At 73.0% G+C, this 26,348-nt stretch carries 21 protein-coding genes and 2 pseudogenes; 13 read left to right on the forward strand and 10 right to left on the reverse strand.

All coding sequences use genetic code 11. The annotated features are described in order from the left end of the window. Nucleotides 1-5: 5 nt before the first annotated feature. On the reverse strand, nt 6-2,918 hold the full coding sequence (uvrA, locus tag ACGF15_RS18165) for an excinuclease ABC subunit UvrA (RefSeq protein ID WP_362610627.1): 2,913 nt from the start codon (nt 2,916-2,918) through the stop codon (nt 6-8). A 194-nt stretch (nt 2,919-3,112) separates the two neighbouring features. Between uvrA and ACGF15_RS18170 the strand changes: the two genes are divergently transcribed. The 7 genes and pseudogenes from ACGF15_RS18170 to ACGF15_RS18200 all read left to right on the forward strand — a co-directional run. Beyond that, nucleotides 3,113-3,796 carry a maleylpyruvate isomerase family mycothiol-dependent enzyme gene (locus tag ACGF15_RS18170; RefSeq protein ID WP_345614723.1) on the forward strand — a complete coding sequence of 228 codons (684 nt, stop codon included), beginning with the start codon at nt 3,113-3,115 and terminating at the stop codon, nt 3,794-3,796. Nucleotides 3,797-3,806: 10 nt separating this feature from the next. Beyond that, nucleotides 3,807-4,463, forward strand: coding sequence for an MBL fold metallo-hydrolase (locus ACGF15_RS18175; RefSeq protein ID WP_345614722.1), 657 nt, complete (start codon nt 3,807-3,809; stop codon nt 4,461-4,463). Nucleotides 4,464-4,579: 116 nt separating this feature from the next. Next, a complete protein-coding gene (locus ACGF15_RS18180) occupies nt 4,580-4,927 on the forward strand; it encodes a hypothetical protein (RefSeq protein ID WP_362610624.1) in 348 nt (115 codons plus the stop codon). A gap of 348 nt (nt 4,928-5,275) precedes the next feature. Then, nucleotides 5,276-6,502, forward strand: coding sequence for a serine hydrolase domain-containing protein (locus ACGF15_RS18185; RefSeq protein WP_392800084.1), 1,227 nt, complete (start codon nt 5,276-5,278; stop codon nt 6,500-6,502). A 572-nt stretch (nt 6,503-7,074) separates the two neighbouring features. Further along, nucleotides 7,075-7,155, forward strand: a pseudogene (locus ACGF15_RS18190) (MBL fold metallo-hydrolase); the annotation flags it as partial. A gap of 258 nt (nt 7,156-7,413) precedes the next feature. Then, entirely contained in the window at nt 7,414-7,713 is a 300-nt protein-coding gene (locus ACGF15_RS18195) for a DUF6342 family protein (protein WP_345614720.1), read from the forward strand. 126 nt (nt 7,714-7,839) lie between these two features. Further along, nucleotides 7,840-7,938, forward strand: a pseudogene (locus ACGF15_RS18200) (MBL fold metallo-hydrolase); the annotation flags it as partial. Between the two features lie 31 nt (nt 7,939-7,969). On the opposite strand, the gene ACGF15_RS18205 reads toward ACGF15_RS18200, so the two are convergent. From ACGF15_RS18205 to ACGF15_RS18230, 6 genes are all read right to left on the reverse strand, one after another. After that, entirely contained in the window at nt 7,970-8,659 is a 690-nt protein-coding gene (locus ACGF15_RS18205; RefSeq protein ID WP_392800088.1) for an alpha/beta hydrolase, read from the reverse strand. Between the two features lie 262 nt (nt 8,660-8,921). Then, nucleotides 8,922-9,941 (reverse strand): TerC/Alx family metal homeostasis membrane protein, encoded by a 1,020-nt coding sequence (locus ACGF15_RS18210; RefSeq protein WP_345614719.1) that lies wholly within the window; start codon nt 9,939-9,941, stop codon nt 8,922-8,924. Nucleotides 9,942-10,216: 275 nt separating this feature from the next. After that, nucleotides 10,217-12,187 (reverse strand): TerD family protein, encoded by a 1,971-nt coding sequence (locus ACGF15_RS18215; protein ID WP_392800091.1) that lies wholly within the window; start codon nt 12,185-12,187, stop codon nt 10,217-10,219. A gap of 288 nt (nt 12,188-12,475) precedes the next feature. Continuing rightward, nucleotides 12,476-13,054: a TerD family protein gene (locus tag ACGF15_RS18220; RefSeq protein ID WP_256526397.1), complete on the reverse strand. Its 579-nt coding sequence runs from the start codon at nt 13,052-13,054 to the stop codon at nt 12,476-12,478. 132 nt (nt 13,055-13,186) lie between these two features. Further along, nucleotides 13,187-15,304: an excinuclease ABC subunit UvrB gene (gene uvrB / locus ACGF15_RS18225; protein ID WP_362611549.1), complete on the reverse strand. Its 2,118-nt coding sequence runs from the start codon at nt 15,302-15,304 to the stop codon at nt 13,187-13,189. A 142-nt stretch (nt 15,305-15,446) separates the two neighbouring features. Next, nucleotides 15,447-16,313, reverse strand: a complete 867-nt coding sequence (locus ACGF15_RS18230) for an MHYT domain-containing protein (protein WP_392800095.1) — start codon at nt 16,311-16,313, stop codon at nt 15,447-15,449. Nucleotides 16,314-16,960: 647 nt separating this feature from the next. Between ACGF15_RS18230 and ACGF15_RS18235 the strand changes: the two genes are divergently transcribed. From ACGF15_RS18235 to ACGF15_RS18250, 4 genes are all read left to right on the forward strand, one after another. Beyond that, complete coding sequence (locus tag ACGF15_RS18235; RefSeq protein WP_345614715.1) at nt 16,961-17,491, forward strand: methylated-DNA--[protein]-cysteine S-methyltransferase; 531 nt, start codon at nt 16,961-16,963, stop codon at nt 17,489-17,491. A gap of 168 nt (nt 17,492-17,659) precedes the next feature. Continuing rightward, on the forward strand, nt 17,660-18,934 hold the full coding sequence (locus ACGF15_RS18240) for an MFS transporter (RefSeq protein WP_376428338.1): 1,275 nt from the start codon (nt 17,660-17,662) through the stop codon (nt 18,932-18,934). 153 nt (nt 18,935-19,087) lie between these two features. Beyond that, nucleotides 19,088-19,999, forward strand: a complete 912-nt coding sequence (locus ACGF15_RS18245) for a pseudouridine-5'-phosphate glycosidase (RefSeq protein WP_345614714.1) — start codon at nt 19,088-19,090, stop codon at nt 19,997-19,999. Beyond that, on the forward strand, nt 19,996-20,919 hold the full coding sequence (locus ACGF15_RS18250; protein ID WP_345614713.1) for a PfkB family carbohydrate kinase: 924 nt from the start codon (nt 19,996-19,998) through the stop codon (nt 20,917-20,919). The genes ACGF15_RS18245 and ACGF15_RS18250 overlap by 4 nt, the downstream gene beginning before the upstream one ends. 129 nt (nt 20,920-21,048) lie before the next feature. On the opposite strand, the gene ACGF15_RS18255 is transcribed toward ACGF15_RS18250, so the two are convergent. Then, nucleotides 21,049-21,819 (reverse strand): helix-turn-helix domain-containing protein, encoded by a 771-nt coding sequence (locus ACGF15_RS18255; RefSeq protein WP_362611543.1) that lies wholly within the window; start codon nt 21,817-21,819, stop codon nt 21,049-21,051. 68 nt (nt 21,820-21,887) lie between these two features. On the opposite strand from ACGF15_RS18255, the gene ACGF15_RS18260 reads away from it, so the two are divergent. Continuing rightward, nucleotides 21,888-23,099, forward strand: a complete 1,212-nt coding sequence (locus tag ACGF15_RS18260; protein ID WP_345614711.1) for a pyridoxal phosphate-dependent aminotransferase — start codon at nt 21,888-21,890, stop codon at nt 23,097-23,099. Between the two features lie 437 nt (nt 23,100-23,536). On the opposite strand, the gene ACGF15_RS18265 is transcribed toward ACGF15_RS18260, so the two are convergent. Next, nucleotides 23,537-24,268: a hypothetical protein gene (locus ACGF15_RS18265; RefSeq protein WP_362611539.1), complete on the reverse strand. Its 732-nt coding sequence runs from the start codon at nt 24,266-24,268 to the stop codon at nt 23,537-23,539. Between the two features lie 474 nt (nt 24,269-24,742). Between ACGF15_RS18265 and ACGF15_RS18270 the strand changes: the two genes are divergently transcribed. Beyond that, the gene (locus tag ACGF15_RS18270; protein WP_392800102.1) at nt 24,743-25,492 is read left to right on the forward strand and encodes a DUF2293 domain-containing protein; all 750 of its coding nucleotides are present in this window, start codon (nt 24,743-24,745) and stop codon (nt 25,490-25,492) included. On the opposite strand, the gene ACGF15_RS18275 is transcribed toward ACGF15_RS18270, so the two are convergent. After that, nucleotides 25,459-26,250, reverse strand: a complete 792-nt coding sequence (locus ACGF15_RS18275; RefSeq protein WP_345614708.1) for a chaplin — start codon at nt 26,248-26,250, stop codon at nt 25,459-25,461. The two genes, ACGF15_RS18270 and ACGF15_RS18275, sit on opposite strands and share 34 nt — an antisense overlap. Between the last annotated feature and the right edge of the window lie 98 nt (nt 26,251-26,348).

The raw sequence follows: 26,348 nt of genomic DNA on the forward strand, positions 1-26,348 counted from the left end.
CCCGCTCACTTCTTCCGGCGGGCCGCCGTCTTCCTGGTCCGGGCCCCGGCCGCGGGAGCCGCGTCGCTGATCCGGTCGGCGTCCAGGATGTCGCGCAGGAACTTGCCGGTGTGGCTGGCGGGCACCCCGGCGACCTGCTCGGGGGTGCCCTCGGCGACCACCGTGCCGCCGCCGCTGCCGCCCTCGGGGCCCATGTCGACGACCCAGTCGGCCGTCTTGATCACATCGAGGTTGTGCTCGATGACGATGACCGTGTTGCCCTTGTCGACCAGACCGGAGAGCACCGTGATCAGCTTGCTGATGTCCTCGAAGTGGAGGCCGGTGGTCGGCTCGTCCAGCACGTAGACGGTGCGGCCGGTCGAGCGCTTCTGGAGCTCGGAGGCCAGCTTCACCCGCTGGGCCTCGCCGCCGGAGAGGGTGGGCGCCGACTGGCCGAGCCGGACGTACCCGAGCCCCACCTCGTTGAGGGTGCGCAGGTGGCGGGAGATGGTCGGGACGGCCTCGAAGAACTCCAGGGCCTCCTCGATGGGCATGTCCAGGACCTCGGCGATGGACTTGCCCTTGTAGTGGACCTCCAGCGTCTCCCGGTTGTAGCGCGCTCCGTGGCAGACCTCGCAGGGGACGTACACGTCCGGCAGGAAGTTCATCTCGATCTTGATCGTGCCGTCGCCCGAGCAGTTCTCGCAGCGCCCGCCCTTGACGTTGAAGGAGAAGCGCCCCGGCAGGTAGCCGCGGACCTTCGCCTCCATGGTCTCGGCGAAGAGCTTGCGGACGTGGTCGAAGACCCCGGTGTACGTGGCCGGGTTGGACCGGGGCGTGCGGCCGATCGGCGACTGGTCGACGTGGACCACCTTGTCGACCAGGTCGTCGCCGTCCACCCGGGTGTGGCGGCCGGGCACGGACTTCGCGCCGTTCAGCTCGCGGGCGAGGTGGGTGTAGAGGATGTCGTTGACCAGTGTCGACTTCCCCGAGCCGGAGACGCCGGTGACGGCGGTGAGCACCCCGAGCGGGAACGGGACGTCGATGTCCTGGAGGTTGTTCTCCCGGGCGCCGTGGACCGTCAGGCGCCGCTGCGGGTCCACGGGCCGCCTCTGCTCCGGCGTCGGGATGGAGCGCTTGCCGGCCAGGTACTGCCCGGTCAGGGACTCCTTGGTGCGCAGCAGCTCCTTCAGCGGCCCGGAGTGGACCACCTTGCCGCCGTGCTCGCCCGCCCCGGGGCCGATGTCGACGACCCAGTCCGCGACCTTGATGGTGTCCTCGTCGTGCTCCACGACGATCAGGGTGTTGCCCATGTCGCGCAGGCGCACCAGGGTCTCGATCAGCCGGTGGTTGTCGCGCTGGTGGAGGCCGATGGACGGCTCGTCGAGCACGTAGAGCACACCGACGAGACCGGAACCGATCTGGGTGGCGAGCCGGATGCGCTGGGCCTCGCCGCCGGAGAGGGTTCCCGCGGCGCGGTTGAGGGAGAGGTAGTCCAGGCCGACGTCGACCAGGAAGCGGAGCCGTTCGTTGACCTCCTTCAGGACGCGCTCGGCGATCTTCTTGTCGCGGGCGTTCAGCTTCAGGCGCCCCAGGAACTCGGCGCACTCGCTGATGGACATCGCGGAGACCTCGGCGATGGACCGCTCCATCACGGTCACCGCGAGCACGATCGGCTTGAGGCGGGTGCCCTCGCAGGTGGGGCACGGCACCTCGCGCATGTAGCCCTCGAAGCGCTCCCTGCTGGCGTCGCTCTCCGCCTCCGAGTGGCGCCGCTTCACGAACTGCACGGCCCCCTCGAAAGCGGGGGTGGTGTAGGCGCGCTCGCGGCCGTAGCGGTTGCGGTAGCGGACCTCGACCTGCGTCTTGTGCCCGTGGAGCAGGGCCTTCCTGGCACGGGCGGGCAGACCGGCCCAGGGCATGTCGGTCGAGAAGCCGAGCGCCTGGGAGAGGCCGCCGATCAGCCGCCCGAAGTACTCCTTGGTGTGGCCGTGCGACCAGGGGTGGACGGCCCCCTCGTCGAGGGACTTCTCCGGGTCGGGGACGATCAGCTCGGGGTCGACCTCCATCCGGGTGCCGATGCCCGTGCAGTCGGGGCAGGCTCCGAAGGGGGAGTTGAAGGAGAAGGAGCGGGGCTCCAGCTCCTCGAAGGAGAGGTCGTCGTAGGGGCAGTACAGGTGCTCCGAGTACATCCGCTCGCGCTCGGGGTCGTCCTCGGGCAGGTCGACGAAGTCGAGGACGACCATTCCGCCGGAGAGGCCGAGGGCCGTCTCCACCGAGTCGGTGAGCCGGCGCTTGGCGCTGTCCTTGACGGTGAGGCGGTCGACGACGACCTCGATGGTGTGCTTCTCCTGCTTCTTCAGCGCCGGCGGGTCGGCGAGCTGCACCGTGGCGCCGTCGACCCGGGCCCGGCTGTACCCCTTGGTCTGGAGGTCGGAGAAGAGGTCGACGAACTCGCCCTTGCGCTCGCGCACCAGGGGCGACAGCACCTGGAAGCGGCTGCCCTCGGGCAGCGCGAGGACCTTGTCGACGATCGCCTGCGGCGACTGGCGCGAGATGGGGCGGCGGCACTCGGGGCAGTGCGGCTTCCCGATGCGCGCGAAGAGCAGCCGGAGGTAGTCGTAGACCTCGGTGATCGTGCCGACCGTGGACCGCGGGTTGCGGGAGGTGGACTTCTGGTCGATGGAGACGGCGGGGGACAGTCCCTCGATGAAGTCCACGTCCGGCTTGTCCATCTGGCCGAGGAACTGCCGGGCGTAGGAGGACAGGGACTCGACGTAGCGCCGCTGCCCCTCGGCGAAGATCGTGTCGAAGGCGAGGGACGACTTGCCCGACCCCGAGAGCCCGGTGAAGACGATGAGGGAGTCGCGCGGGAGGTCGAGCGAGACATTCTTCAGATTGTGCTCGCGCGCGCCACGGACGATGAGACGGTCGGCCACGCCGGTCCGCACCTTTCTCGAGAGAAGCGGAGGCAGGGCCCCCGTCCCGGAGTGCTCAGGGACCGTGGGGCCGCCAGATCGATGGATGCCTGGCTTTCAAGGATGCCTCCACCGAGCGTATAGCACGCACATTCGATTTATGGACGCTTACCGCCTGCTTCACCCGATCGTGTGGCGGAGCTATCGTCAGGCGCATGATCAACCATGTGCATGACCTGGCCTCCGTGCGCGAGGCGACGGACCGGCTCCTGGACTCGCTCTCCCGTACCGACAACGCCGCGGCGGCCGGAGCGTCACGGCTTCCGGGATGGACCCGCGGCCATGTGCTGGCCCATCTCTCCCGCAACGCCGACGCCCTGGTGAACGTCCTGCGCGGCGAACCGATGTACGCCAGCGGCGAGGCCCGCGACGCCGACATCGCCCGCGACGCCGTCCGGCCGCTCGACGCCCACCTCGACGACCTGCGCGACAGCGCCGCCCGCTTCGACGCGCAGGCCGCGCTCCCCGCCGACTGGGAGCGCACCGTGGAGCTGCGCAACGGCGTCACGGACCGCGCGGCCCGGGTACCCTTCCGCCGCCTCGTGGAGGTCGAGCTCCACCACGTCGACCTCGGCCTCGGGTACGAGCTGGAGCACCTGTCCCCCGCCTTCACGGAGCGGGAGACCGAGTTCCTCGCCCAGCGCTTCGAGGGCCGGCCCGACGTGCCCCCGACCCTGGTCGTCACGGACGCCGGGCAGTGGCGCACCGGCGGCGCCGAGGGCCCCGCGACCACCGTCTCCGGAGCCCCCGCCGACGTGCTGGGCTGGCTGTCCGGGCGGCGCGACGGGGCGGCGCTGAAGGCGGAGGGAGGCCCCCTGCCGAAGCTGCCCCCGCTATAGGCTGAGAGTCATGACATACAGCGGAGCGGTGCGGGTCGGCGGCCCGGCGGACGTACACGAGCTCACGGACCTGATGATCTCCAAGGTCGCCGTGGGACCGATGGACAACAACTGCTACCTGCTGCGCTGCCGCGCCACCGGCGAGCAGCTGCTGATCGACGCCGCCGCGGAGGCCGGCACGCTGCTCCGCCTGATCGGCGACGACTCGATCACCACCGTCGTGACCACCCACCGCCACGCCGACCACTGGGGCGCGCTGGCGGAGGTGGTCGCGGCGACCGGAGCCCGCACCTGCGCGGGCCGCGAGGACGTCGAGGGCATCCCGGTGCCGACGGACACGGCCGTGGACGACGGGGACACCCTCCGGGTGGGCCGGGTCGAGCTCACCGCCCGCCATCTCGTCGGCCACACCCCCGGGTCGATCGCCCTGGTCTACGACGACCCGCACGGGCACCCGCACCTCTTCACCGGCGACTGCCTGTTCCCGGGGGGCGTGGGCAACACCCACCAGGACCCCGGGGCGTTCACCAGCCTGCTCGACGGGGTGGAGGAGAAGCTGTTCGGGCCGCTCCCGGACGAGACCTGGGTCTACCCCGGCCACGGCAAGGACACCACCCTCGGCGCCGAGCGCCCCCACCTCGCGGAATGGCGCGCCCGCGGCTGGTGACCCTGGCAACGGCCCCGGCCGCCCGCCGACCCCGGCCGGGTCGTCCTGTCCGATAGCCACCCCCACGGCCCCAGGACCGGGCACTCTGACCCCCGGAAGCAACTCGGGAGGATCACGTGCACTTCGCGTTCGTGTGCTGGTGCTGCGGCGCCGACCGCACCGTGTGGGGCAAGCCGAAAGGCTTCTGGGTGGAGCTGTTCGAGGTCCCTGACGAACAGGACTGCTGGAACTGCGGGGCGACCAACGAGACCCCTGATCCGCCCTGGACTCCGGCCTCACCGCGCCCCCGCTCCCACCACGGGAGCGGGGGCGCAGCCGTACGGCTGCTGGTGCACGGTGTGCTCCTGATGGTCGCCGTCGTACGTCAACGCGATGACGTACGACGGCCACCGGTGACGTACGCAGCGACTGCGGCCGGGCGCCGAGCGAACGTGTCGAGGTCGGCGGCGAGCCCCGGATCCTGACTGCGCCACGCCTCCGTACGGCGGGCGTCCTCGACGGCCCACGCGACGCGAGTACGCTCCCAGGCCGCTGCGAGACGGTCGGCGGGACCGCGAACGCTGCCTCGTCTGCAGGGTTGCGGTACCGCCGCGGCCCGTCAGCGGGACGGGTTCCTCAGTCGGCCAGGGGTTGGAGGCCCGGACAGCGAGCGCCCCTGGGTGACGGACCGGCGTTGGCTTCGCCGGGCCGTTCGCCACTCCGATGGGCGTGACCCGGATGCACACCTCCGCCCCACCCGTGACGCTGGCGAGACGGCCGGACTTCTCGCTCGCCGGGGACCGGAGAGATCAACACACGGGAGTCGTGGACCCATGGGCCGGTACAGAGGACGCTCGCTCGGTGCCCTGATCCTGCTCGGAGTCCTGGCAGTGTCGGCCTGCCAGTCGCCGCACGCCGGCACTGCGGTGTCGGGCGGCAGCGGCAGTGGAGCTCTCGACGCTCCGACCGAAGCCAAGGTCAAGCAGATCGTCCGCCGGTTCAAGGACACGAACCGCACTCCGGGGGTCCTGGTCGGCATCTGGAGCCCGAAGGGAACCTTCGTCAGCGCCACTGGTGTCGCCGACCTCGCGACGGGGGCGCCGCTCCGTACGGACATGCAGTTCAAGATCGCGAGCCAGACCAAGACGTTCACGGCCAACCTCGTCCTGCAGCTGGTGGGCGAGGGGAAAGTCGCCTTGGAGGACCGCATCTCGAAGTGGGTGGCAGGAGTCCCCAACGGGGACCGGATCACGATCCGCCAGCTCCTCAACCACACCAGCGGCCTCGCCGACGGGTTCACCTCGCCTACCGTCCAGGGGAAGATCCCCACCGGCTGCACCGTCGAGGAGCTCCTCGACGCGGAGGCGAAGTTCCCGCCCGTCGCGGCTCCCGGAGCCAAGTGGTCGTACAGCAACTACGGTTACAACCTGCTCGGCCGCGTCGTGGAGCTGGCCGGCGGCCAGGATTTGAGCACCGCGGTACAGCAGCGCATCGCCCGGCCGCTCGGACTCCGCCGCACCCTGCTCCCGACGTCGGGCAACGGCCTCACCCCACCCTTCACTCACGGCTACGGACTGGGCGACGTGGGCCCCACCCAGGCACCCACCGCCGCCGATGACGCGACGGCCATCCCGGCGTCGTGCCTCTGGGCCCACGGAGCCATGGTCTCGACGCTCTCGGACATGCGGATCTGGTCCCGCGCCCTGGCGACCGGTGCACTGCTCAAGCCGGCGGTCTGGGCCGAAGCGACCAAGAACACGGTCCCCTTCGTCTTCACGGGGAACTACAACGGGCCCGGCAAGTGGCGCTACGGACTGGGCTTCGTCGAGTCCGGCGGGTTCATCGGCGGAGAAGGCAGCTTCGCCGGCTACGAGTCCACCACCATGTACTCACCCACGCTCCAGACAGCGATCGAGGTCGTCTCCACCAAGAACCCCAACGCCATCACGCCACCCCCGATGTTTCAGGCCCTCGCCATGGCGGTCTACGGCACCAGTCTCGGCTTCGGCCTCACACCCGAACAGGCACTCATGCCCTCGTTCGCGGGAGCGGCGGGTTAGCCGGACGCTCCGGCCCCACCTTTGGGCGCGGGCAGCCAGGCACAAGGCCGGTTACTCAGCTCACCTCAGGGGCCACCGAAGGTCGACTACTCAAGGTCACGTCTTGGCTGACCGTAAGGGGGATTCCTTGAGCTCACCGTTGCCGGGATCCGGCCCTGCACGACATGACTGAGGGCGGGCCCGTGATGCCGGGCCCGCCCTCGGGGTGGGGTTGTGCGGTGCGGGGTCGGTCCGGGGACCGCCGGGTTTCCCACAGGTTTCGGACAGCGCCGAGCTGGAACACCCAGGAAACACGATTCCGGGTTCTGCCACTCGTGCTCGACGTAGACGTAGTAACTGGTGCGCAGCACCAGCCGATTGCCTGGAGGCATCCCGAGCGGTCGCCGGTCACCCCGATCTGCACGATCGAGTCGGTGGACCATACGGGCGGCGAGGGCGGGGCGCAACTTGTAGGCGAGGCCGCCCCACACCGACCACCAGGCGGCGGAGACGAAGGGACAGGACCCTAGGACTTCCCGGGGGGGGCGTGGGCAACACCACCAGCCTGCCCGACGGGGTGGAGGAGAAGCTGTGTCTACCCCGGCCACGGCAAGGACACCACCCTCGGCGCCGAACGGCCCCACCTCGCGGAATGGCGCGCGCGAGGCTGGTAGCCACGACGCATCCTGCACAGCCGGCGGCACCCGTGCGCGTCGGCGCAGTCGGCAGCCCCCGGTTGCCCCTGCGAATTCCTGCCGTTCCGCCCTTTGACGACCTGAATGCTGATTCGAGACCGTTCAGGCAGAAATCCAGCCATACACAGAACTCTCAGCGACGGCGCCCGCACTCTCCGCCTAGATTCAGCCGTGGTCCGGGCGCTCTGCAGCGGCCCGGGCGAAGACCCATTCACCAGAGCTGAAGGGGGAGGCCACATGGCTGACATCGATCTCGGAGTGGCGACGGACTGGGACGAGGGTGACACCCACGGCCGTGTCAGGCTGCGGCAGAACCAGGTCTACCCGAACTCGCCCAAGAAGGACGTGCTCATCAGCTCCCCCGTGAGCATCGAGCTCTCGGTGAACTCGAACTACTCCACCTCCCAGGAGGCGGACAAGATCTACTTCACGACCCATCACGGCTCGACGAAGAAGATCATCGCGGTGCTCGACTCCCACGGGAACCTGCACATCGCCGGACGTCTGATCACCGAGCAGAAGGACCTCGGCTACTAGCGGCTGCCCGCTCTGCGCCGGGCGACGAGTCCGCGCTCCCGAGTGAGCCGGCATCCGTCTCCCACCCGCGCAGCGCAAGGGCCCGCGCGACCGGATACCGGTCGCGCGGGCCCGTCTCGTGTCCCGCTCCCGGACGCGACCCGGGTCCACCCCGGCCACGGCAAGGACACCGCCCTCGGCGCCGAGCGGCCCTCGCTCGCGGAGTGGCGCCGCCGAGGCCGGTAGCGGCGGGCCGCCTCCCCGGGCTCGGTATGCCTCAGCCGCCCGCGGCCACCGTCCGGGCGTCCGCCGGCTCCCCGCCCCCGCCCTCCAGTCCGGCCGCCACGGCAGGGGGCAGCGGGGACAGCCCCAGCAGGCCCGTCACCAGGCGCGTGGTCAGTCCGTGCCAGGTCCCGGCGTCGCGCAGCATCGCATGGTCCCCGCCCGGCATCCGCAGCGCGCAGACCCGGGCGCCCGCCTCCCGTGCACGGCCCGCCAGCGCCCAGGAGTCGGCCGCGGCGGTCACCCGGTCGCGATCCCCGTGGAGGAGCACCAGGTCACGCCCCCGAAGATGGGCGACCGGCTCGCCGGCGGGGCACCAGGGCGCCAGGGCGACCACTCCGCGCACCCGGGCGTGGCCCGCGGCGTGCAGTGCGGCCCTGCCCCCCATGGAGTGCCCGACGAGCATCACGGGGACCGGGGCCCCGAGCACCGCGTCCAGTTCGTCGAGCGCCCTCAGGGCGTCGCGTCCGGCGTCCGCCTGCTCCCCGTTCCAGCCGCGGCACCGGTAGCGGACCCGGCCCAGCACGACGCCGCGGCCGGCTGTGGCCGCGGCGAGGGCGCGGCTGAAGGGGCGCATCCGCAGTCCGGGCAGGTTCACCGCGGGAGGGGGCCCGGGCCCGTCGGCGCGGCCGCCGTGCAGGATCAGGACGGCGGCGCCGGGCCGGGTCTCGGTCCGGTCGAGCACCAGGGCGGGAGGCGGCGCGGGGCGTTGCTGTCGTAGCGCGATGGCGGGTCACGTCCTCGGGTGCCGGGGCCGCCCCTCCTGCCGGGGTGGTCGGGTCCACCACCGTATGCCGGGCGGGCGCCTCCCCGTCCCTCTCCCCCGGCCGGGGGAGAGGGACGGGGACGCGGACGGCCCCGCCGGTCCGGCTGCGGGGGGGGCATCCGGTCCGGCGGGGCCGTCCTCGGGGCGGCCTGGCGGAGCCGCCGTAGGGGGTGGTGCGCGGTCAGGCGTCCACGCTGTCCTTCGCGGGGCCCTCCCCGGAGGCCTCGTCGGACTCCGCGGACGCGGCCGCCTCCCGCTCCGCCTGGCGCTTGGAGGCGATCAGGCTGGTGATCGTGGTGATCACCAGGACACCGCAGATGACCGTGAGCGAGAAGGGGATGGAGATCTCCGGCACGTGCACACCGCTCTCGTGCAGCGCGTGGAGCACCAGCTTGACGCCGATGAAGCCCAGGATCACCGACAGGCCGTAGCTGAGGTGCACCAGCTTCTTGAGCAGGCCGCCGATCAGGAAGTACAGCTGCCGCAGGCCCATGAGGGCGAAGGCGTTGGCGGCGAAGACGATGTACGGGTCCTGGGTGAGCCCGAAGATCGCGGGGATCGAGTCCAGGGCGAAGAGGACGTCCGTGGTGCCGATGGCCAGCATCACGACCATCAGGGGGGTCAGGATCCGCTTGCCGTTGACCCGGATGAAGAGCTTGGTGCCGTGGTAGCGGTCGGCGACCCCGAACTTCTTCTCGATCGACTTCAGCAGCCGGTTCTCCTCGAACTCCTCCTCGTCCTCGTCCGAACGGGCTTCCTGGATGAGCTTCCAGGCGGTGTAGATGAGGAAGGCGCCGAAGATGTAGAAGACCCAGGAGAAGCTGGCGATGATCGCGGCACCGGCCGCGATGAAGATCGCGCGGAGCACCAGGGCGATCAGCACACCGATCAGCAGCACCCGCTGCTGGAGGTGGGAGGGCACCGAGAACTTCGCCATGATCAGGACGAAGACGAAGAGGTTGTCCACGCTCAGCGACTTCTCGGTGATGAAGCCCGCGAAGAACTCCCCGGACGCCTGGGTCTCGCCCGCGAGGATCAGTCCGATGCCGAACAGCACCGCGAGCACGATCCAGACCACGGTCCAGATCCCGGCTTCCTTGATCGACACGTCGTGGGGCTTGCGCCCGATGAAGAAGTCGACGGCGATGAGGGCGCTCAGACCGAGAATGGTCAGCACCCAGACAGTCATTGATACGTCCACTGCGCCTCCGGCGTCGTACGGCTATGGATCAGCGTCGTCGCTGCCGGAGGTCTCCTCCACCCGGCGGCATGCGGCCGGGCCGGTGACCCGGGGCCGTTCGGACGGCCCGTACTGACGGGTGCACCGCGAGACGGGAGTACTCCCCTCCGCCCAAGAGACAGTACAGGGAAGACCAAGGAAAGGTAAAGAAGAGGGTAAAGAAGCTGGTCAGGGACTGGCCCGCCGCCTCGCGGAGAGCTGGAGGCCGCACCCCCCGGACCGGCCCCGGGGCGGCTTCAGCGGCCCCAGGAGCGCCGGGCGGCGGTGACCTGCTCCAGCACCTGGTGCAGCACCGTGCTGCCGGCGGGCACCGCGGCCGGCTCGAAGGTCCAGCAGTGGCGCACCCAGGGGTCGGCGAGGTGGTCGTCCGGCACGGGGGTGATCCGCAGCAGGGACCGCCACAGCGGGTCGAGGACCGGGCCGTAGGCGAGTGCGTCCTCGCGGTCGGCGACCATCAGCAGGTGCACGCCCACGGAGGGCCCCTCGTCCGCCAGATAGCGCAGCTGGTTGACCGCACGGTCGTCGAAGCCGTGCGGGAAGTCGTTGACGATCAGCAGCTGCTCCGAGGTGTCCACGCCGGGCGGGAGGGCGTCGGCGGCACCACCGCGGACCGCCATGGACACCAGGTCCACCCGCTCGGTCAGCCGGGCGAGCACCGAGCGCACGCCCTCGGCGCCCCGCGCCGGGGGCGAGGCGAGCACCCCCGTCTCGACCAGCGGGGCCAGGGGTCCCTCCGCCGAGCCGGCCGGGTCGATGACATGGACGGAGAACTCACCCGGCGGGTACACCGCGATCAGCCGGGCGGCGAGGGCCACGGCCGTCTCGGCCGCCAGCCGGCGCAGCGTGCCCTCGTCCAGGGCCGTGCCCGCGTCCGAGCCGGACCGCCCCCCGTCCACCCACAGCCCCCGTTCCAGGGGCAGGCGGACGAGCAGGGGCAGGCGCAGACGGGTGTCCTCCGGCAGGTGGATGTCGCCGATGCGCAGGGCCATCGGGATCTCCATGGGGACGCGGTAGGCGTGCCAGACGGGGTTGTCCCAGCGGGCGTAGGCCGCGGGCAGGGCGGGCTCGACCACCCCGCTCTCCGCGGTGAGCTGGGCCAGGTCCCGGTCGAGGGCCTGGCGGGCCCGGTCGGTGAGCTCCTCGCACTTCGCCCGGGCGGCGGCCCGTGCCGCCTCGCCACCGCTGCCGATACGGGCGCGCGGGTCGGCCAGCGCCTGGTCGAGCTCCTTGTCCATCCGCGACTCGGCGAACTCCACGGCGCTGCGGTAGGCGGCCACGGCACGTGCCAGGTCCTCGAACATGCCCCACACCTGGTTGTAGAGGCGCTCCTCCATGGACCAGCCCGACGCGTCGCCGGCCACCGGGACCGGCGGGGTGCCGGGCGCGGCGGGTTCCGGGGCGGCCGGAGGAGGCGGCGGGGCCGCGGTGCGGCGCCCGGGGTGGGAGTAGTCGATCGGTCCGCGGGGGCGGGGGCCCGGATCCGGCTCCGGGACGGACGCGGGGGCGGCGGCGGACGTGCCGGGCCCGGACGGCGGCGCGGGGTCGCCGAGGGGGGTGTTTCCGGGACGGGTGGCACCCGCGGCGGGGGCCTGGCCGGCACCGGGGGCCGACGCGCCCGCCGTGTCGCCGTGGGTGCCCAGCCGGGCGGGCTCGGTGCGTGCGTCGGCCGGGGCCGACGCGGCCGTGACGGCCCCGGCGAACTCCCGGGCGGTGGCGAGCCCCTGGTCGGCGAAGAACTCGGCGAGCCCGCCCGCGTAGCCCTGGCCCACCGCCCGGACCTTCCAGATGCCGTTGCGGCGGTACACCTCGACGGCGACCACGGCGGTCTCGGCGCCGAGCCCGGACACCGTGAAGCTGGCGAGCTCCTCCCCGTCGGCCGCGGCCACCGAGACGAAGGGGGCCGCCGTGGCGCCGAAGCGCTCGGGGACGGCCCGGCCGGGCAGGGCGAGCAGGACGCTCAGCTGCTCCACGCCCTCGGGGACGGCGTCCAGGTCGAGGGTGCAGCGCGAGGTGCTGCCGGACTCCGCGGGCACGGCCACACCGGGCAGGACGGGCGAGGCGGGGTGGGCCACCAGGTCCTCGCGCGTGACCCCTCCCGCGTCCGCGCAGGAGACGCAGGCCAGGACCGGATGGCCGGTCGACACCCTGATCTCCAGGCGGGTGTGGGACAGCGGGTGGTTCTGCCCGCGGACCAGCTCGGCCGTCATCGCTCTGTTCCCCTCGTCGTGCCGCTCTGCGGTGCCGGTGGCCGGCTGGTCGGTGGTCGATGCGCCCTGCGGGCGCTACGGCGCGGCCCGGGCGCAGGCCCGGACGGGGCACCGCGGTCCGGAGGGCGCGTCCGCGCGGGCGTCCCTCCGCACGGCGGTGGGCCGGAGGCGGTCGGACACCGGCCCACCGGGGCGGCGGCGGCCCGGAGGCGAAGCGGCGCGGCTCCCGGCGGTCGTGGGCCGGGAGCCGCGTGCCCCGCTCGGCGTACCGCGCCCGGGCCGGCGCTGTTACAGGTGCGGCAGGATCGAGGGCATCAGGTCCTGGAAGGTGCGGCCGTTGGCCGGGTTGCCGAGAGCCGTCATCTGCCAGCCGCTGCCCGCCCGGTGGACCTTGGCCATGATCTGCGCCGTGTACTGCCCGCCGCCGTCCAGGGTGTAGCGGGCCAGCTCCTGCCCGTTCGTCTCGTCGACCAGGCGGCAGAACGCGTTCTGCACCTCCTGGAAGGTCTGGCCGGTGAACGAGTTCACCGTGAAGACGATCTGGTCGATGTGCACCGGGACCCGCTGGAGGTCCACCAGGATCGCCTCGTCGTCGCCGCCCGAGCCGGCGCCGCCGACCAGGTTGTCGCCGGTGTGCTTGACCGAGCCGTCGTCGCTGACGAGGTGGCGGAAGAAGACCACGTCCACCGGCTGCTTGTCGGCGAAGAGCACCGCCGAGGCGTCCAGGTCGATCTCGCGGGTCCGCGAGCCGAACAGACCGCGCCGGGGGGCGGCCTGCCACCCGAGCCCCATCCGGACAGCCGTGAGGGTGCCCCCGTCGCTCTTCTGCAGGCTGATGGCCTGCCCCTTGGTCATATTGACCGTCACGCGCTGTCCCCTTCTCCGGAATGGCCACCGCTTCCACCGGTGGTTGACGTGCACCCTACGCAGTTCGGGCGGGCGGACAGTACCGTCCGCCCGAATTTGTGTCGGTCCTGCAACACTGCCTCCGCACCGGGCTCAGGCGAGCCCCGCCTCCTTCATCTGGCGCAGCTCCTTCTTCAGTTCGCCGACCTCGTCGCGCAACCTGGCCGCCACCTCGAACTGGAGCTCCGCTGCCGCCGCCCTCATCCGCTCGGTCATCTGCTCGATGACGGCGGCGAGTTCGGCCGCAGGGCGGTCGGTGGGCTCCGCGGGCCCCTTGCCCGCACCCTTGCGGAGGGCGGGGACCGGCGCTGCGGCCGCCTTGCCGGAGGTGTCGGCCGTGCGGCGGTAGCCGGTGCCGAGGAGTTCCTCCGTGTCCACCTCCTCCCGGGCGATGGTGGCGACGATGTCGTTGATCTTCTTGCGGAGCGGCTGCGGGTCGATGCCCTTCTCGGTGTTGTAGGCGATCTGCTTCTCCCGGCGCCGGTTGGTCTCCTCGATCGCCTTCTCCATGGCCGGGGTGATCTTGTCGGCGTACATGTGGACCTGGCCGGAGACGTTGCGCGCGGCGCGGCCGATGGTCTGGATGAGCGAGGTGCCCGAGCGCAGGAAGCCCTCCTTGTCCGCGTCGAGGATGGCCACCAGCGACACCTCCGGGAGGTCCAGGCCCTCGCGCAGCAGGTTGATGCCGACCAGGACGTCGTACTCGCCGGCGCGCAGCTCGCGCAGCAGCTCGACCCGGCGCAGGGTGTCGACGTCGCTGTGCAGGTAGCGGACCTGGATGCCGAGTTCGAGGAAGTAGTCGGTGAGGTCCTCGGCCATCTTCTTGGTGAGCGTGGTGACCAGGACCCGCTCGTCCTTCTCGGTGCGCACCCGGATCTCGTGCACCAGGTCGTCGATCTGGCCCTCGGTGGGCTTGACCACCACCTCCGGGTCGACGAGCCCGGTGGGCCGGATGATCTGCTCCACGAAGCCGTCGGAGCGGGACAGCTCGTAGGCGCCCGGGGTCGCCGAGAGGTAGACCGTCTGCCCCACCCGCTCCTGGAACTCCTCCCACTTCAGCGGCCGGTTGTCGAGGGCGGACGGCAGCCGGAAGCCGTGGTCGACCAGCGTGCGCTTGCGCGAGGCGTCGCCCTCGTACATGGCGCCGATCTGCGGCACGGTCACATGCGACTCGTCGATGACCAGCAGGAAGTCCTCGGGGAAGTAGTCGAGGAGGGTGTTGGGGGGCGAGCCGGGTTCACGGCCGTCGAAGTGCATGGAGTAGTTCTCGATGCCCGAGCAGGAGCCGATCTGGCGCATCATCTCGATGTCGTAGGTGGTGCGCATCCGCAGCCGCTGGGCCTCCAGGAGCCTGCTCTGCTTCTCCAGCTCGGCGAGGCGCTGCTCCAGCTCCCGCTCGATGTCGTTGACGGCGCGCTCCATGCGCTCGGGGCCGGCGACGTAGTGGCTCGCGGGGAAGACGTAGAGCGAGCTGTCGTCGCTGATGATCTCGCCGGTGAGCGGGTGGAGGGTGGAGAGGGCCTCGATCTCGTCGCCGAACATCTCGATGCGCACGGCGAGCTCCTCGTAGACCGGGAAGATCTCGATGGTGTCGCCGCGGACCCGGAAGGTGCCGCGCTGGAAGGCCAGGTCGTTGCGCGTGTACTGGATGTCCACGAAGCGGCGCAGCAGGGTGTCCCGGTCGATCTCCTCGCCCACGGAGAGCCTGACCATGCGGTCCACGTACTCCTGCGGGGTGCCCAGGCCGTAGATGCAGGAGACGGAGGCGACGACGACCACGTCCCGCCGGGTCAGCAGCGAGTTCGTCGCGGAGTGGCGCAGCCGCTCCACCTCCTCGTTGATCGAGGAGTCCTTCTCGATGTAGGTGTCCGACTGGGGTACGTACGCCTCGGGCTGGTAGTAGTCGTAGTACGAGACGAAGTACTCCACCGCGTTGTTCGGGAGCAGCTCGCGGAACTCGTTCGCCAGCTGGGCCGCGAGGGTCTTGTTGGGGGCCATCACCAGGGTGGGGCGCTGGAGCCGCTCGATCATCCAGGCGGTGGTGGCCGACTTGCCCGTACCGGTCGCGCCGAGGAGGACGACGTCCTGCTCCCCGGCGCGGATGCGCCGCTCCAGGTCGGCGATGGCAGTGGGCTGGTCGCCGCTGGGCTGGTACGGGCTGACGACCTCGAAAGGCGCCACCGAGCGTTCGATCTTGGAAACGGGCCGCATGGTGTCCACCGTACGACCCGGCACCGACATCGAGGCCGCCCCGCGGGTTCCGGCCGTCGCGACGGGGCGCCGGCCGGCGCGCCCGGCCCCGGGCCGCCGCTGCCGCACCGCGCCCCCGGGGCCCTCGCGGTGCCCGCGGGCGTCAGCCCCCGCCGGGCCCTCGGGGCAGGTCCTGCCGCGCGGTTTCGAGGGCCCAGGCGGCCTGCCTCCGGGCGGGGCGCCCGGTGCGCTGCGCGGGGATGCCCGGGAGCGGGCTCTCCTCCGGGCCCCGCACCTCGCCCGCGACCAGCCGGGGGTCGAAGAGGACCACCACGGCGGCGAGCAGCAGGAAGAGCACGGGCCCCGCGAGAAGCGGGGCGAGGCGTGCGGCAGGCGAGTCGGCGGCGTCCGCCGGCACGGTGACGGAATCCAGCCGTACGGTGACGGCGGCCATCCCGACGTAGTGCATCCCGCTCACCGCGACGCCCATGCCGAGGCTCGCGGCGATGCCGGTCAGCAGGCCGCGCGTCGAGACGGCGGTCCATACGGCGGCGGTCGCGGCGACCACGGCGATCAGCACGGATGCGGCGACGAGCGGGGTGTCGTACTCGACGGCGCCCTGGAGGCGCAGACCGGCCATCCCCAGGTAGTGCGCGGAGGCCATGCCGAGCCCGGTCAGCGTCCCCCCGGTGACCAGTGCCATCGGGGCGGCGCCCCGGTAGCCGACGATGAAGACGCCGATGCCCGTCATCACGACGGCGACGGCCAGCGAGGCGAAGGCCGTGGGGGCGTCGTGGGACACAGGCGTCTCGGCGACGGAGAAACCGGTCATGGCGACGAAGTGCATGGTCCACACGCCGGTGCCGACGGCGGCGCTGCCCAGGGCGAGCCACACGACCCGGGAGCGCCCGCTGTCGCGTATCGACCGCCGGGCGCAGCGCAGGCCGAGAGCGCCGCCGAGGCAGGCCAAGAGGTAGGCGGCCACCGGGGTGGCCATTCCGTAGCTGAATCCGTCCACCGTGCCCTGCATCCGCACGCCTTCCGCCGCCCCGAGTGCTTCCCCACTGCCCGCTGGTACCGCAGGCCCCTTCGATCCCCGGCGTCCCGCCCGCGGCCCCCGCGGTCACTGACGGGACGTCCGTTTCCGGGCGACACTACGGCCCATGGCGGCGGATGCCTACGGCACCGCGTCGATCGGCTCCGCCGGGCGGGGCGGGCGGCTGCGGTCCGGGGCCGCCGGGCGGGCCGGGAGGCGCGGTGCCCCTCGGCGCGCCCGGGAAGTGCCCACACCGCGTGCTCGGCGCCCGTTACCGCGCGGCGGCGGGCCCTGCTCGCCACCGCCGACGCCCTGGCCGACGACCGCCCGCTTCCCGCGCGTGCGGCGGGCCCGGGGGCGTGGTTCGGACCCGGTCCCGTCCGGCAGGGCCCGTTCCGGCAGGGCCCCGGGAATCCCGCCGGCGCGCCCGTGCGGGTCCACCGCCCCGCCCGGCGTCCCGGCGGAGACTCCCCGCCCCCCGCAGGCGCCCGGGCCGCCGACCCCGGGGCCCCGGCCCGGGCGGGCCGGGGCCGTGCTGACCGCGTACCGGGGCGCCTCCGGGTACGCCCGGAGAGCTTGCAGGCCGGAGTGGCCCCGAGGGGGCCGGGGGTCCTGTCGGTGGCGGGTCCTACCGTGGGGGCATGAACACCGTCGAGTGGGACGTCGTCGCGACCCCGGTCGGGCCGCTGCTGCTGGCCGCGAGCGCCGAGGGCCTGGTGCACGTGGTCTTCCACGCCGAGCGGCCGGTGCGGGACCGGGCACTGGCCCTCCTCGGGAGCCGGCTGGCCGCCGAGCCCGTGGCGTCCGGAGCCCACCGCCTCACGGAGCCGATACGCCAGGTGTCCGCGTACTTCGCGGGCGAGCTGCGGGATGTCGACCTGCGGCTGGACTGGTCCCTGGTGTCCGGCTTCAACCGCCGGGTGCTGCGTGCCCTGCCGGCCGCGGCGCCGTTCGGCTCGGTCGTCGGCTACGGGGAGCTGGCCGCCCGGGTGGGGCAGCCGGGTGCCGCGCAGGCGGTGGGGGCGGCGATGGGTGCGAACCCGCTCCCCGTGGTGGTGCCCTGCCACCGGGTCGTCGAGACGGACGGCGCGCTGGGCGGCTTCGGCGGCGGGCGGGAGACCAAGCGTAGGCTGCTGGCCCTGGAAGGGGTCCTGCCCGAGCCCCTGTTCTGAGGCGTCCCCCCTCGGGCGGCGCGGCCGGAAGGCACCCGGCGGGGTAGGGAAAGGGCCCGGCGTGCCCGGAAGGGGCCCGGCAGGGTACGGAAGCCCGGCGTGCCCGGAAGGGGCCCGGCGGGCACCGGGCCGATTCCCGGCATGGCGGGGCCCTGACAGACTGCGTCCGTGACCATCAGACCTGACGCTCCTGACACCTCGTCCGAGGCGGCCCCCGGTGCCGCCGAGCTTGCCGCGCTGCGCCGCCGGGTCAGCACGGTGCTGACGGCCGGGCAGATCCTGGGAGGTCTGGGCGTGGCCTCGGGTATCGCGCTGGCCGCCGTCCTGGCGCAGGAGGTCAGCGGCACGGAGGCGCTGTCGGGGCTTGCGCCGACCGCCACCGTGGTGGGCACGGCCGCGCTGTCGGTACCGCTGGCGGCGCTGATGACGGCCCGGGGGCGGCGCGCGGGTCTGGTCCTGGCCTATCTGATCGGGGCGCTCGGAGCCGGGGTGGTCGTGCTGGCCGCCGTCCTCGGCAGCTTCCCCCTGCTCCTGCTCGGCATGGCCGGGTTCGGAGCCGGCTCCCTCGCCACGCTCCAGGCCCGGTTCGCCGCCACCGACCTGGCGGAGCCCGACAAGCGGGCACGAGCGATCTCCACGGTGGTCTGGGCGACCACGGTCGGCGCCGTCCTCGGCCCGAACATCGCCTCACCGGCGGGGCGCAGCGTCGCGGGCCTCGGCATACCCGTCGCGGCAGGGCCGTTCGTGTGGGCCGGTGCCGTCTTCCTCCTCGCGGCGCTGCTGACCTTCGCCCTGCTGCGTCCCGACCCGCTGCTGACGGCGCGGGCGCTGGCCGGGGAGCCCCACTCCCCCGGCGGCCACTCGCTGCGCGCCGGCGCACAGGCCGTGCGGAACTCGCCCATGGCCCGGCTGGCGCTGGTCACCATCGCCGTCTCGCACACGGCGATGGTGTCGATCATGTCGATGACACCCGTCGCGCTCAGCCACCACGGAGCGGGGATCGAACTCATCGGGCTGGTGATCAGCGGGCACATCGCGGGGATGTACGCCTTCTCTCCCGTGATGGGCTGGCTCGCGGACCGCGTCGGCCGGCTCTCGGTGATCGGCCTGGCGGTCGCGCTGCTCGCCGTGGCCGCGGCGCTGGCCGGTACGGCGGGGCCGAGCCACGGGCGTACGGCCCTGGGGCTGTTCGCGCTGGGCCTGGGCTGGTCGGCCGCGTTGGTCGCCGGCTCGGCCCTGCTGACCGAGTCGGTGCCGCAGCCCGCCAGGGCGGCGGTCCAGGGGCTGTCGGACCTCACGATGAACGCGGCGGCGGGCGTCGGCGGGGCCGCGGCCGGCCTGGTCGTGGCGAAGGCGGGCTACGGATGGCTGAACGCGCTGGGGGCGATGCTGCTGCTCCCGCTGGCGGTGCTGGCCGTCCGGCGGGCCACCGCCGACCGCTGAGCGTCCCGGCCGTCGACGGTCCCGCCGGGAAGCGCCGACGTCCGGAACACGCCCGCGCGGCGGGGCGATGCGGGCGGGCCGCCCCGAGGGGTGTCGGCCGATGCCCCTCGGACGCGTGTTTGGGCGGCCGTCCCGGGTGCCAGGGATGAGGACATGCCGAACACCGCGACCGACCTGTCCCCCGAGGTCCGTGAGGCCCTCGCATCCGGCACCCCCGTGGTGGCCCTGGAATCGACCATCATCGCCCACGGGCTGCCGCGGCCGCGCAACCTCCACGTCGCCCGTGAACTGGAGGAGCGGGTCAGAGCAGCGGGGGCGGTGCCCGCGACGATCGCCGTGCTCGACGGGCGGGTCCGCGTCGGCCTGGCGGACGAGGGGCTGGAGCGCGTCGCCCGGGACCCCTCGATGCGCAAGCTGGGGCATCGGGACCTGGCACCCGCGCTGGCCTCGGGGGCCTCGGGGGCGACCACCGTGTCCGCCACCGCCTTCGTCGCCGCGTCGGCCGGGATCCGCGTCTTCGCCACCGGCGGGCTCGGGGGCGTGCACCGGGGATGGGCCGAGACACAGGACGAGTCGGCCGACCTCAGGCTGCTCTCCGAGGTGGGCGTCACCGTGGTGTGCGCCGGAGTCAAGTCGATCCTGGACGTCCCCGCCACACTGCAGCGGCTGGAGACGCTGGGCGTGGGTGTGGTCGGCTACCGGACGGACCACTTTCCCGGCTTCTACCTGGCCTCCTCCGGCGAGCCCGTGGACTGGCGCACGGACACCCCCGAGGAGGTGGCGGCGGTGATGCGCGCGCAGGACGCCCTCGGCGGGCCGCGCGCGTCGCTGGTCGTCGCCAACCCCGTCGCGGACGAGGACCAGTTGGACCCCGGGCTGCACGACCGGGTGCTCGCCCGTGCGCTGGAGGCCGCGGACCGGGAAGGGGTGTCCGGGCAGGCGGTCACACCCTTCCTCCTCGACCGGCTGACGCGCTGGACCGAGGGCGCCTCCCTGGAGGCCAACCTGGCGGCCGTCCGCGGCAACGTCACCCTGGCGGCGCGTGTCGCCGCTGCCTACGCATGACCGGGGGGACGGCCCTCCCCCCGGCCGGCGGGACCGGGGCGGGCGGGCTGCTGGTGGTGGGGGAAGTGGTCACGGACGTGGTCGCCCGGCACACGGCACCGCTCTCGCCCGGCACCGACACCGCCGCCCGCATCCGGATCCTGCCGGGCGGCGCAGGCGCCAACGTGGCCTGCTGGGCGGCGCACCGGGGCTGCGGCGACGTGCGCCTGCTCGCCCGGGTGGGGCGTGGTGACGAGCGGTGGCACGCCGAGGGGCTCCGCTCCTCGGGGGTGCGCCCCCTCCTGGTGCCCGACGCGGCGGCGCCCACGGCCACCGTGATCGCCCTCGTGGACCCGTCCGCCGAGCGGACCTTCCTCACGGACAGCGGCGCGGTGCACCGGTTGGGTCCGGACGACTGGTCGCCCGGGCTGCTGGACGGTGTGGGGCATCTGCACCTGTCGGGCTACCTCTTCTTCACGCCGACCGGCGCCGAGGCGGCGCGCAGGGCACTGCGGGCGGCACGGGAGCGGGGCGTCCCGGTCTCCGTGGACCCGGCCTCGGCCGGTTTCATCACCGGCTACGGCGTCCCCCGGATGCTGGCGGCGTTCCGGGGGGCGGACGTGCTGCTGCCCAATGCCGACGAGGCCCGGCTCCTCGGCGGCCGGGCCGATCCGGCCGAGGCCGCGGCGGAGTTGAGCCGCCTGTTCCCGCTCACCGCGGTGACCCTCGGGCGGCGGGGCGCGGTGGTCGCCGAGCGGGGAGCGGTGACGGCACGGGTGGACGCACCCGCCGCCCGTGCGCTGGACACCACGGGCGCCGGTGACGCCTTCACCGGGGCGTTCCTGGCCGCCCGGCTGCGCGGCGCGGACACCCGGACGGCAGCGGTGGAGGGCTGCTCGGCAGGGGCGCGGGCGGTGACCCTCGTCGGCGGCCGCCCCTGAACCACGGGTGCTCCGCCCCGTTCGGGCGCCCGGCCGGGCACCGCGGCACGGGCGCCGGGTCCGGGAGCGTTCCCGCACGGACGCGGTGCCGGCGGCGATCGGTCTCCGGGCGAGCCGGACCGGGGAGCGTCAGGGGCACGCCCCCTGGTGGACGCCGACCCCGAGGAGGCCGCCGTCCCCTTCCACCGCGATGCGGCCCGAGCGCACCCCCTCCGCGAGGGTCAGCGCACCGGTGACCAGTGCGGTGCAGGTGTCCGTGGTGAGGGTGAGCACGGCCGCGGGGGCCGGTGCCGGACCGTCTCCGTAGGCGGGGGCGGGGGCGGGAGCCGGGGCGCCCTCGTGTCCCACGGCGACGGCCGGCTCGGGGTGCTCGGGGCTCCCGTCCTCCTCGGGGTCCTCATGGTCCTCGGGGCCGAGGACGAGGTGGAACACGCCCTCGTCGATGCGCACCTCGACGGCACCGCGGCGGCCGGCCGAGGCGGCGGCGGGGGTGAGCACGCCCAGCAGCGGGACGGCGAACCAGTGGGCCCGCACCGCGTCCGTCGGGCGGCGCCCGGCGAGGTCGGGCGCACCCCAGGCGGCGAGGGCGTCGAGTACCGGGAGCAGGGCGCGCCCCCGGGGCGTGAGTTCGTACACCTGGACGGACGAGGGACGCGCGAGTCGGCGGCGCAGGGCCAGGCCCGACTGCTCCATCTCCTTGAGCCGCGAGGCCAGGACGTCGGTGCTGACTCCCGGCAGGTCGGCGTGGAGGTCGCTGTAGCGGCGCGGTCCGGCGAGCAGTTCCCGGACCACGAGCAGGGTCCAGCGGTCACCGACGGTGTCGAGCGCACGGGCGGCGGCGCAGTACTGGTCGTAACTCCGGCGGCGGGTCTCACGTGGCATGCGACGCAGTCTAGACATGTTGTTGGACTTTCCAAGCTTGAACTTGGTAAAACCAAGCAGTACATCGGTCAAGGGAGGGCCACACCATGGAGTTCCGGCAGTCGAGCAAGCTCAGCGAGGTCTGCTACGAGATCCGCGGACCGGTGGTGGAGCACGCCAACGCGCTGGAGGAGGCGGGCCACAGCGTCCTCCGCCTGAACACGGGCAACCCGGCCCTGTTCGGGTTCGAGGCTCCGGAGGAGATCGTCCAGGACATGATCCGGATGCTGCCCCGGGCCCACGGGTACACCGACTCCCGCGGCATCCTCTCCGCCCGTCGTGCCGTCGCGCAGCGCTACCAGGCCATGGGCCTCGACGACGTGGACGTCGACTCGGTGTTCCTCGGCAACGGCGTCTCCGAACTGGTCTCCATGGCCGTCCAGGCCCTGCTGGAGGACGGTGACGAAGTCCTCGTCCCCGCACCCGACTTCCCCCTGTGGACGGCGGCCACCACACTGTCCGGCGGCAAGGCCGTGCACTACCTCTGCGACGAGCAGTCCGACTGGAACCCGGACCTCGCGGACATGGCCGCGAAGATCACCGACCGCACCCGCGCCGTGGTGATCATCAACCCCAACAACCCCACCGGGGCGGTCTATCCGCGGGAGGTCGTCGAGGGCATCCTCGACCTCGCCCGGCGCCACGGCCTCATGGTGTTCGCCGACGAGATCTACGACCGGATCGTCTACGACGACGCGGTGCACCACCCCGCCGCCGTGCTGGCACCCGACCTGGTGGTCCTGACCTTCGGCGGCCTGTCCAAGACCTACCGTGTCGCCGGCTTCCGCTCCGGCTGGCTCGTGGTCAGCGGCCCCCGCCGACACGCCAGGGACTACCTGGAGGGCCTGACCATGCTGGCCTCCATGCGGCTGTGCCCCAACACCCCCGCCCAGTACGCCATCCAGGCCGCCCTCGGCGGGCGCCAGTCCATCCAGGAGCTGGTGACGCCCGGCGGCAGGCTCCACGAGCAGCGCGAACGCGCCTGGCAGCGGCTCAACGAGATCCCGGGCGTGTCGTGCGTCAAGCCCAAGGGTGCCCTCTACGCCTTCCCCCGGCTGGACCCGAAGGTCCACCCGATCCACGACGACGAGAAGTTCGTGCTCGACCTGCTCCTGCGGGAGAAGATCCAGGTCGTCCAGGGCACAGGGTTCAACTGGCCGCGCCCCGACCACTTCCGAATCCTGACGCTGCCGCACGCCGACGACCTCGACGCCGCCATCAGCCGGATCGGGCGCTTCCTCGGCGGCTACCGGCAGTAGCGGAGCCGGGCACGGACCCGAGGGACGTGTTCCGCCGGTGGAGGAGGCGGGCCCGGGGGTGTAGCCGACCCCCGAGCCCCGTGGTTGCCGCCCGAACGGCACGCCGGCACGCTTGAGAACCCGGGTCAGTCTGATGTCGTCGCGTCCTGCCTTTGGACCACCGCGCATCGAGCTGCGCGGGCCGGACTTGAACCGGCACTTCGACGTCCGGAGCCCAGGTCCGGTCGATCCGGCGATCGGCGGCGAATGCTGAGTCTGGAGCGAGAGTCTGAGATTGACGCGGTGTGCCTCTGCCTGACATGGGCCACCCCGGCACGAGTGCCGGGGGGAGGATTCGAACCTCCTCCGTCACCGCCTGATCACGACGAACTTCAGCTTCAGCTTTGCGCTCCTCGCGCACCCCGGACGCACCTCGGCGCCCGGAGAGTCGTCAGCGGCTATCCGAAGAGATAGCCGAACACGGCATCACCTGCCCGCCGGTCGTCCACCTCACAGCCGTTGGCCTCCTCACGGGCGAACTTCACGGCCTGCTGGAGCTTCTCCAGCCGCTCCGTCAGCTCGTTGAGACGGCGGGCCGGAAGCGCCCCCGAGAACTTCACGGTCGTCCAGTAGCCGACCGGGACATCCTCGTAGTAGACCTCGACCTGGGCCGGGTGGTGCTCCGTGGCCTCGGCCTTCACATGGTTGCGCGGCACCTTCCTGGTGCGGACCGTACGCACCGGGTCCGTCTTCCACGCATCCGTCGACGGGTCGTGGACCCATGACTCGGAGGCGTCCAGCACCGGCAGCTTGCGCACGAAGGTGGCGATGTCCGTCAACTGCTTCTCCAGGAAGAGCAGATAGGAGACGGGCACCCCGGTGAGCAGGGCCCGGCCGTCCACGGTGACATCCGCTCGTGCCGTGCAGTTGGCCCAGTCCTTGGTGGCGGTCACGTCGAACAGCCGCGTCAGGGTCCTGGCGGTGTCCCGCAGGACCTCCTCCGCCTGCACCTGCACCCGGGTGGACTCGGGCGGGAGCTGCTCGCCCTCCTCGTCCTTGGGCTGGTAGGTGCGGGAGATGCCGGCGAGCAGCGCGGGCTTCTGGAGCCCGTGGTGGGCGGCCGTCAGGTCGTGGTGCGCCTTGGTCTTGACGCCCTTCTCCACTGCGATGATCTGGTTGAGTTTCGCCACGCGGACGAACCTAACAATCCCTCCCGGGCAACTCGAACGGATTTACGGGACGGTCCCTCCCGTCGCCCGCGTCCTCCCACCCGGCGCACTCCCGCTCGGCGTCGGGAGCCGGAGGCGCCAAGACCCTGCGTGGTCGCCTGCAGCGCCGGGCTCCCCTACCGGCCCCGGCCCGGGAAGGCCCCGATGCCCTCGACGGCTTGGCCGCAGCAGTCCCCGTGGCCGCGGCCGGCGCCTCGACCGGCAGGGCCTCCCGACGAGGTGGGGTGCGCTCTCCCTTTGCGAGGGGTTCTGGCGGCCGCCGTCGGCGGCCGCCGGTCCACCCCCGGTGGTCGGCTGCCTCCGGAGGGCGCGGGCCCGGACGCCGTCGCCCGGGACGCTCCGGCCGGTGCGGGTCAGGGCACGCCCGGCAGGTGTGGCGAACCGCCCCGCGCCGGCGCAAGGGAGCCGAGCGCCCTTCGCGGGTAGGCTCCGCGGATGGGGCGGACGGTCGTACGGCCGCGGCGGGGTCGGCACTGCGCCGCCTGCCGCCGGGGCCCGCTGACGATGCATGTGGTCGAGTCGGGGGTGCCGGTGTGCCTCGACTGCGCGGACCTGGGACATCTGGTCTACCTGCCGCGTGGTGATGCGGCACTCACCCGCCGGGCCCGCGAGGGCAGTTCACTCTTCGCCGTGGTCGTCCGCCACGACCGGCGGCACGATCGCCCGGAGCGTCTGGGGCTCCTGGTGGAGCGCGGGGCCCTGGCCCGGGCCGAGGAGGCATGCCGGGCGGACGCGGAACTGCGAGCGAGGCGCCGCGGACGCGACGCGGAGCGCAGGGCCGCCGAGGACGTCCGGTTCACCGCGGCTCTCACCGGAGAGATCCGCCGCCTCTTTCCCGGCTGCCCGAAGGACCGGGCGGCCGGGATCGCCGCCCATACCTCCCTCAGGGGCAGCGGCAGGGTGGGCCGGAGCTCCGCGGGCCGCGCCCTGGACGGCGCGGCCGTGACGGCGGCGGTGCGGGCCTCGATACGCCATCTCGACACGGAGTACGACGCCCTTCTCACTGCCGGAGTGCCCCGGCGCGAGGCACGGGCGCGGGTGGCACCGGACGTGGAGGGTGTCCTGGACACCTGGCGCCGAGCCGCCGTACAGGACCCGGTCGGCGCCGTGCCACCGGAGGCTTCCGGCAGGGGAGCGCAGGGCCCGGGCGGTCAGGCGGAGGATCCGCCGCGGGAACGGCGGTAGAGCAGCGCTCCGCCGAGCAGCATCGCGGCACCGGCGGAGAGCGCATAGGCCGCCGTGTCCGCACCCGTGTGGGCGAGGGCGTCGATGGAGGGCGCGGCCGGGGCCGGGGTCCGGACCGGCTCCTCGACGACGGGCTCGGGCTCGGGGTCGGGGAGTTCCTCCACCACCGGGGGCGTGGTGGGCTCGGTCTCGGTCGGGGGCTGCTCGGAGACGTTGACGGAGGTGTTGCCCATCACGGGGTTGCCGATACCGACCACGTTGACCGAGTTGCCGCTGACGTTGGCGGGGAGGTCGACGGGCAGGGCGATGCCGTTGCCGGAGAGCAGGCCCGGGGAGCCCGCCGCCTCTCCCTGGGCCGCGGCGCCGCCCCCGTTGGAGGCTCCGGCCCCGGAGGCGGCGCCCGCACCGCCCGTCTGCGCACCGCCCCGGTCCGCGCCGTCGGCCTCGGCAGCGCCGGCTCGGGTCCCGCCCGCGGGCGACCCGCCGGACCGGGTGCCGTCGGCGCCGCCGCCCGCCGAGGTGTTCGCGCAGGAGTTGCCCGCCGCCGGGTTGAGCAGGCCCACCACGTTGACCGTGTTGCCGCAGGCGTTCACGGGGAGGTGCACGGGCAACTGGACGCCGTTGCCCGCCAGTACGCCCGGGGACCCGACGGCGGCGCCGTTCGCCGATGCGTCGGCGTGGGCGTAACCGGTGGCCATGGCCAGTGCGCCACCCGTGAGCATCACGGTGGCCAGGCCCTTGCGGTGAACCTGCCTCATGGGTCCCTGCCTTCAGGAAGTCGACGGCCGGGCATGTGCCCGTACCGGGCTTAACGCCCAAGGGGTGCCGAAGGGTTCTGGCGAACGGCCCATTCACC

It is taken from the genome of Streptomyces sp. NPDC048001 (assembly GCF_043203115.1).
Taxonomy (GTDB): domain Bacteria; phylum Actinomycetota; class Actinomycetes; order Streptomycetales; family Streptomycetaceae; genus Streptomyces; species Streptomyces sanyensis.

Bases quoted from the DNA above. Each gene is read 5' to 3' on its own strand.
- ACGF15_RS18170 (WP_345614723.1), top strand. From the start codon at position 3,113: ATGATCAACCATGTGCATGACCTGGCCTCCGTGCGCGAGGCGACGGAC.
- ACGF15_RS18175 (WP_345614722.1), top strand. From the start codon at position 3,807: ATGACATACAGCGGAGCGGTGCGGGTCGGCGGCCCGGCGGACGTACAC.
- ACGF15_RS18185 (WP_392800084.1), top strand. From the start codon at position 5,276: ATGGGCCGGTACAGAGGACGCTCGCTCGGTGCCCTGATCCTGCTCGGA.
- ACGF15_RS18195 (WP_345614720.1), top strand. From the start codon at position 7,414: ATGGCTGACATCGATCTCGGAGTGGCGACGGACTGGGACGAGGGTGAC.
- ACGF15_RS18215 (WP_392800091.1), bottom strand. From the start codon at position 12,187: ATGACGGCCGAGCTGGTCCGCGGGCAGAACCACCCGCTGTCCCACACC.
- uvrB (WP_362611549.1), bottom strand. From the start codon at position 15,304: ATGCGGCCCGTTTCCAAGATCGAACGCTCGGTGGCGCCTTTCGAGGTC.
- ACGF15_RS18230 (WP_392800095.1), bottom strand. From the start codon at position 16,313: ATGCAGGGCACGGTGGACGGATTCAGCTACGGAATGGCCACCCCGGTG.
- ACGF15_RS18235 (WP_345614715.1), top strand. From the start codon at position 16,961: ATGAACACCGTCGAGTGGGACGTCGTCGCGACCCCGGTCGGGCCGCTG.
- ACGF15_RS18245 (WP_345614714.1), top strand. From the start codon at position 19,088: ATGCCGAACACCGCGACCGACCTGTCCCCCGAGGTCCGTGAGGCCCTC.
- ACGF15_RS18250 (WP_345614713.1), top strand. From the start codon at position 19,996: ATGACCGGGGGGACGGCCCTCCCCCCGGCCGGCGGGACCGGGGCGGGC.
- ACGF15_RS18255 (WP_362611543.1), bottom strand. From the start codon at position 21,819: ATGTCTAGACTGCGTCGCATGCCACGTGAGACCCGCCGCCGGAGTTAC.
- ACGF15_RS18260 (WP_345614711.1), top strand. From the start codon at position 21,888: ATGGAGTTCCGGCAGTCGAGCAAGCTCAGCGAGGTCTGCTACGAGATC.
- ACGF15_RS18270 (WP_392800102.1), top strand. From the start codon at position 24,743: ATGGGGCGGACGGTCGTACGGCCGCGGCGGGGTCGGCACTGCGCCGCC.
- ACGF15_RS18275 (WP_345614708.1), bottom strand. From the start codon at position 26,250: ATGAGGCAGGTTCACCGCAAGGGCCTGGCCACCGTGATGCTCACGGGT.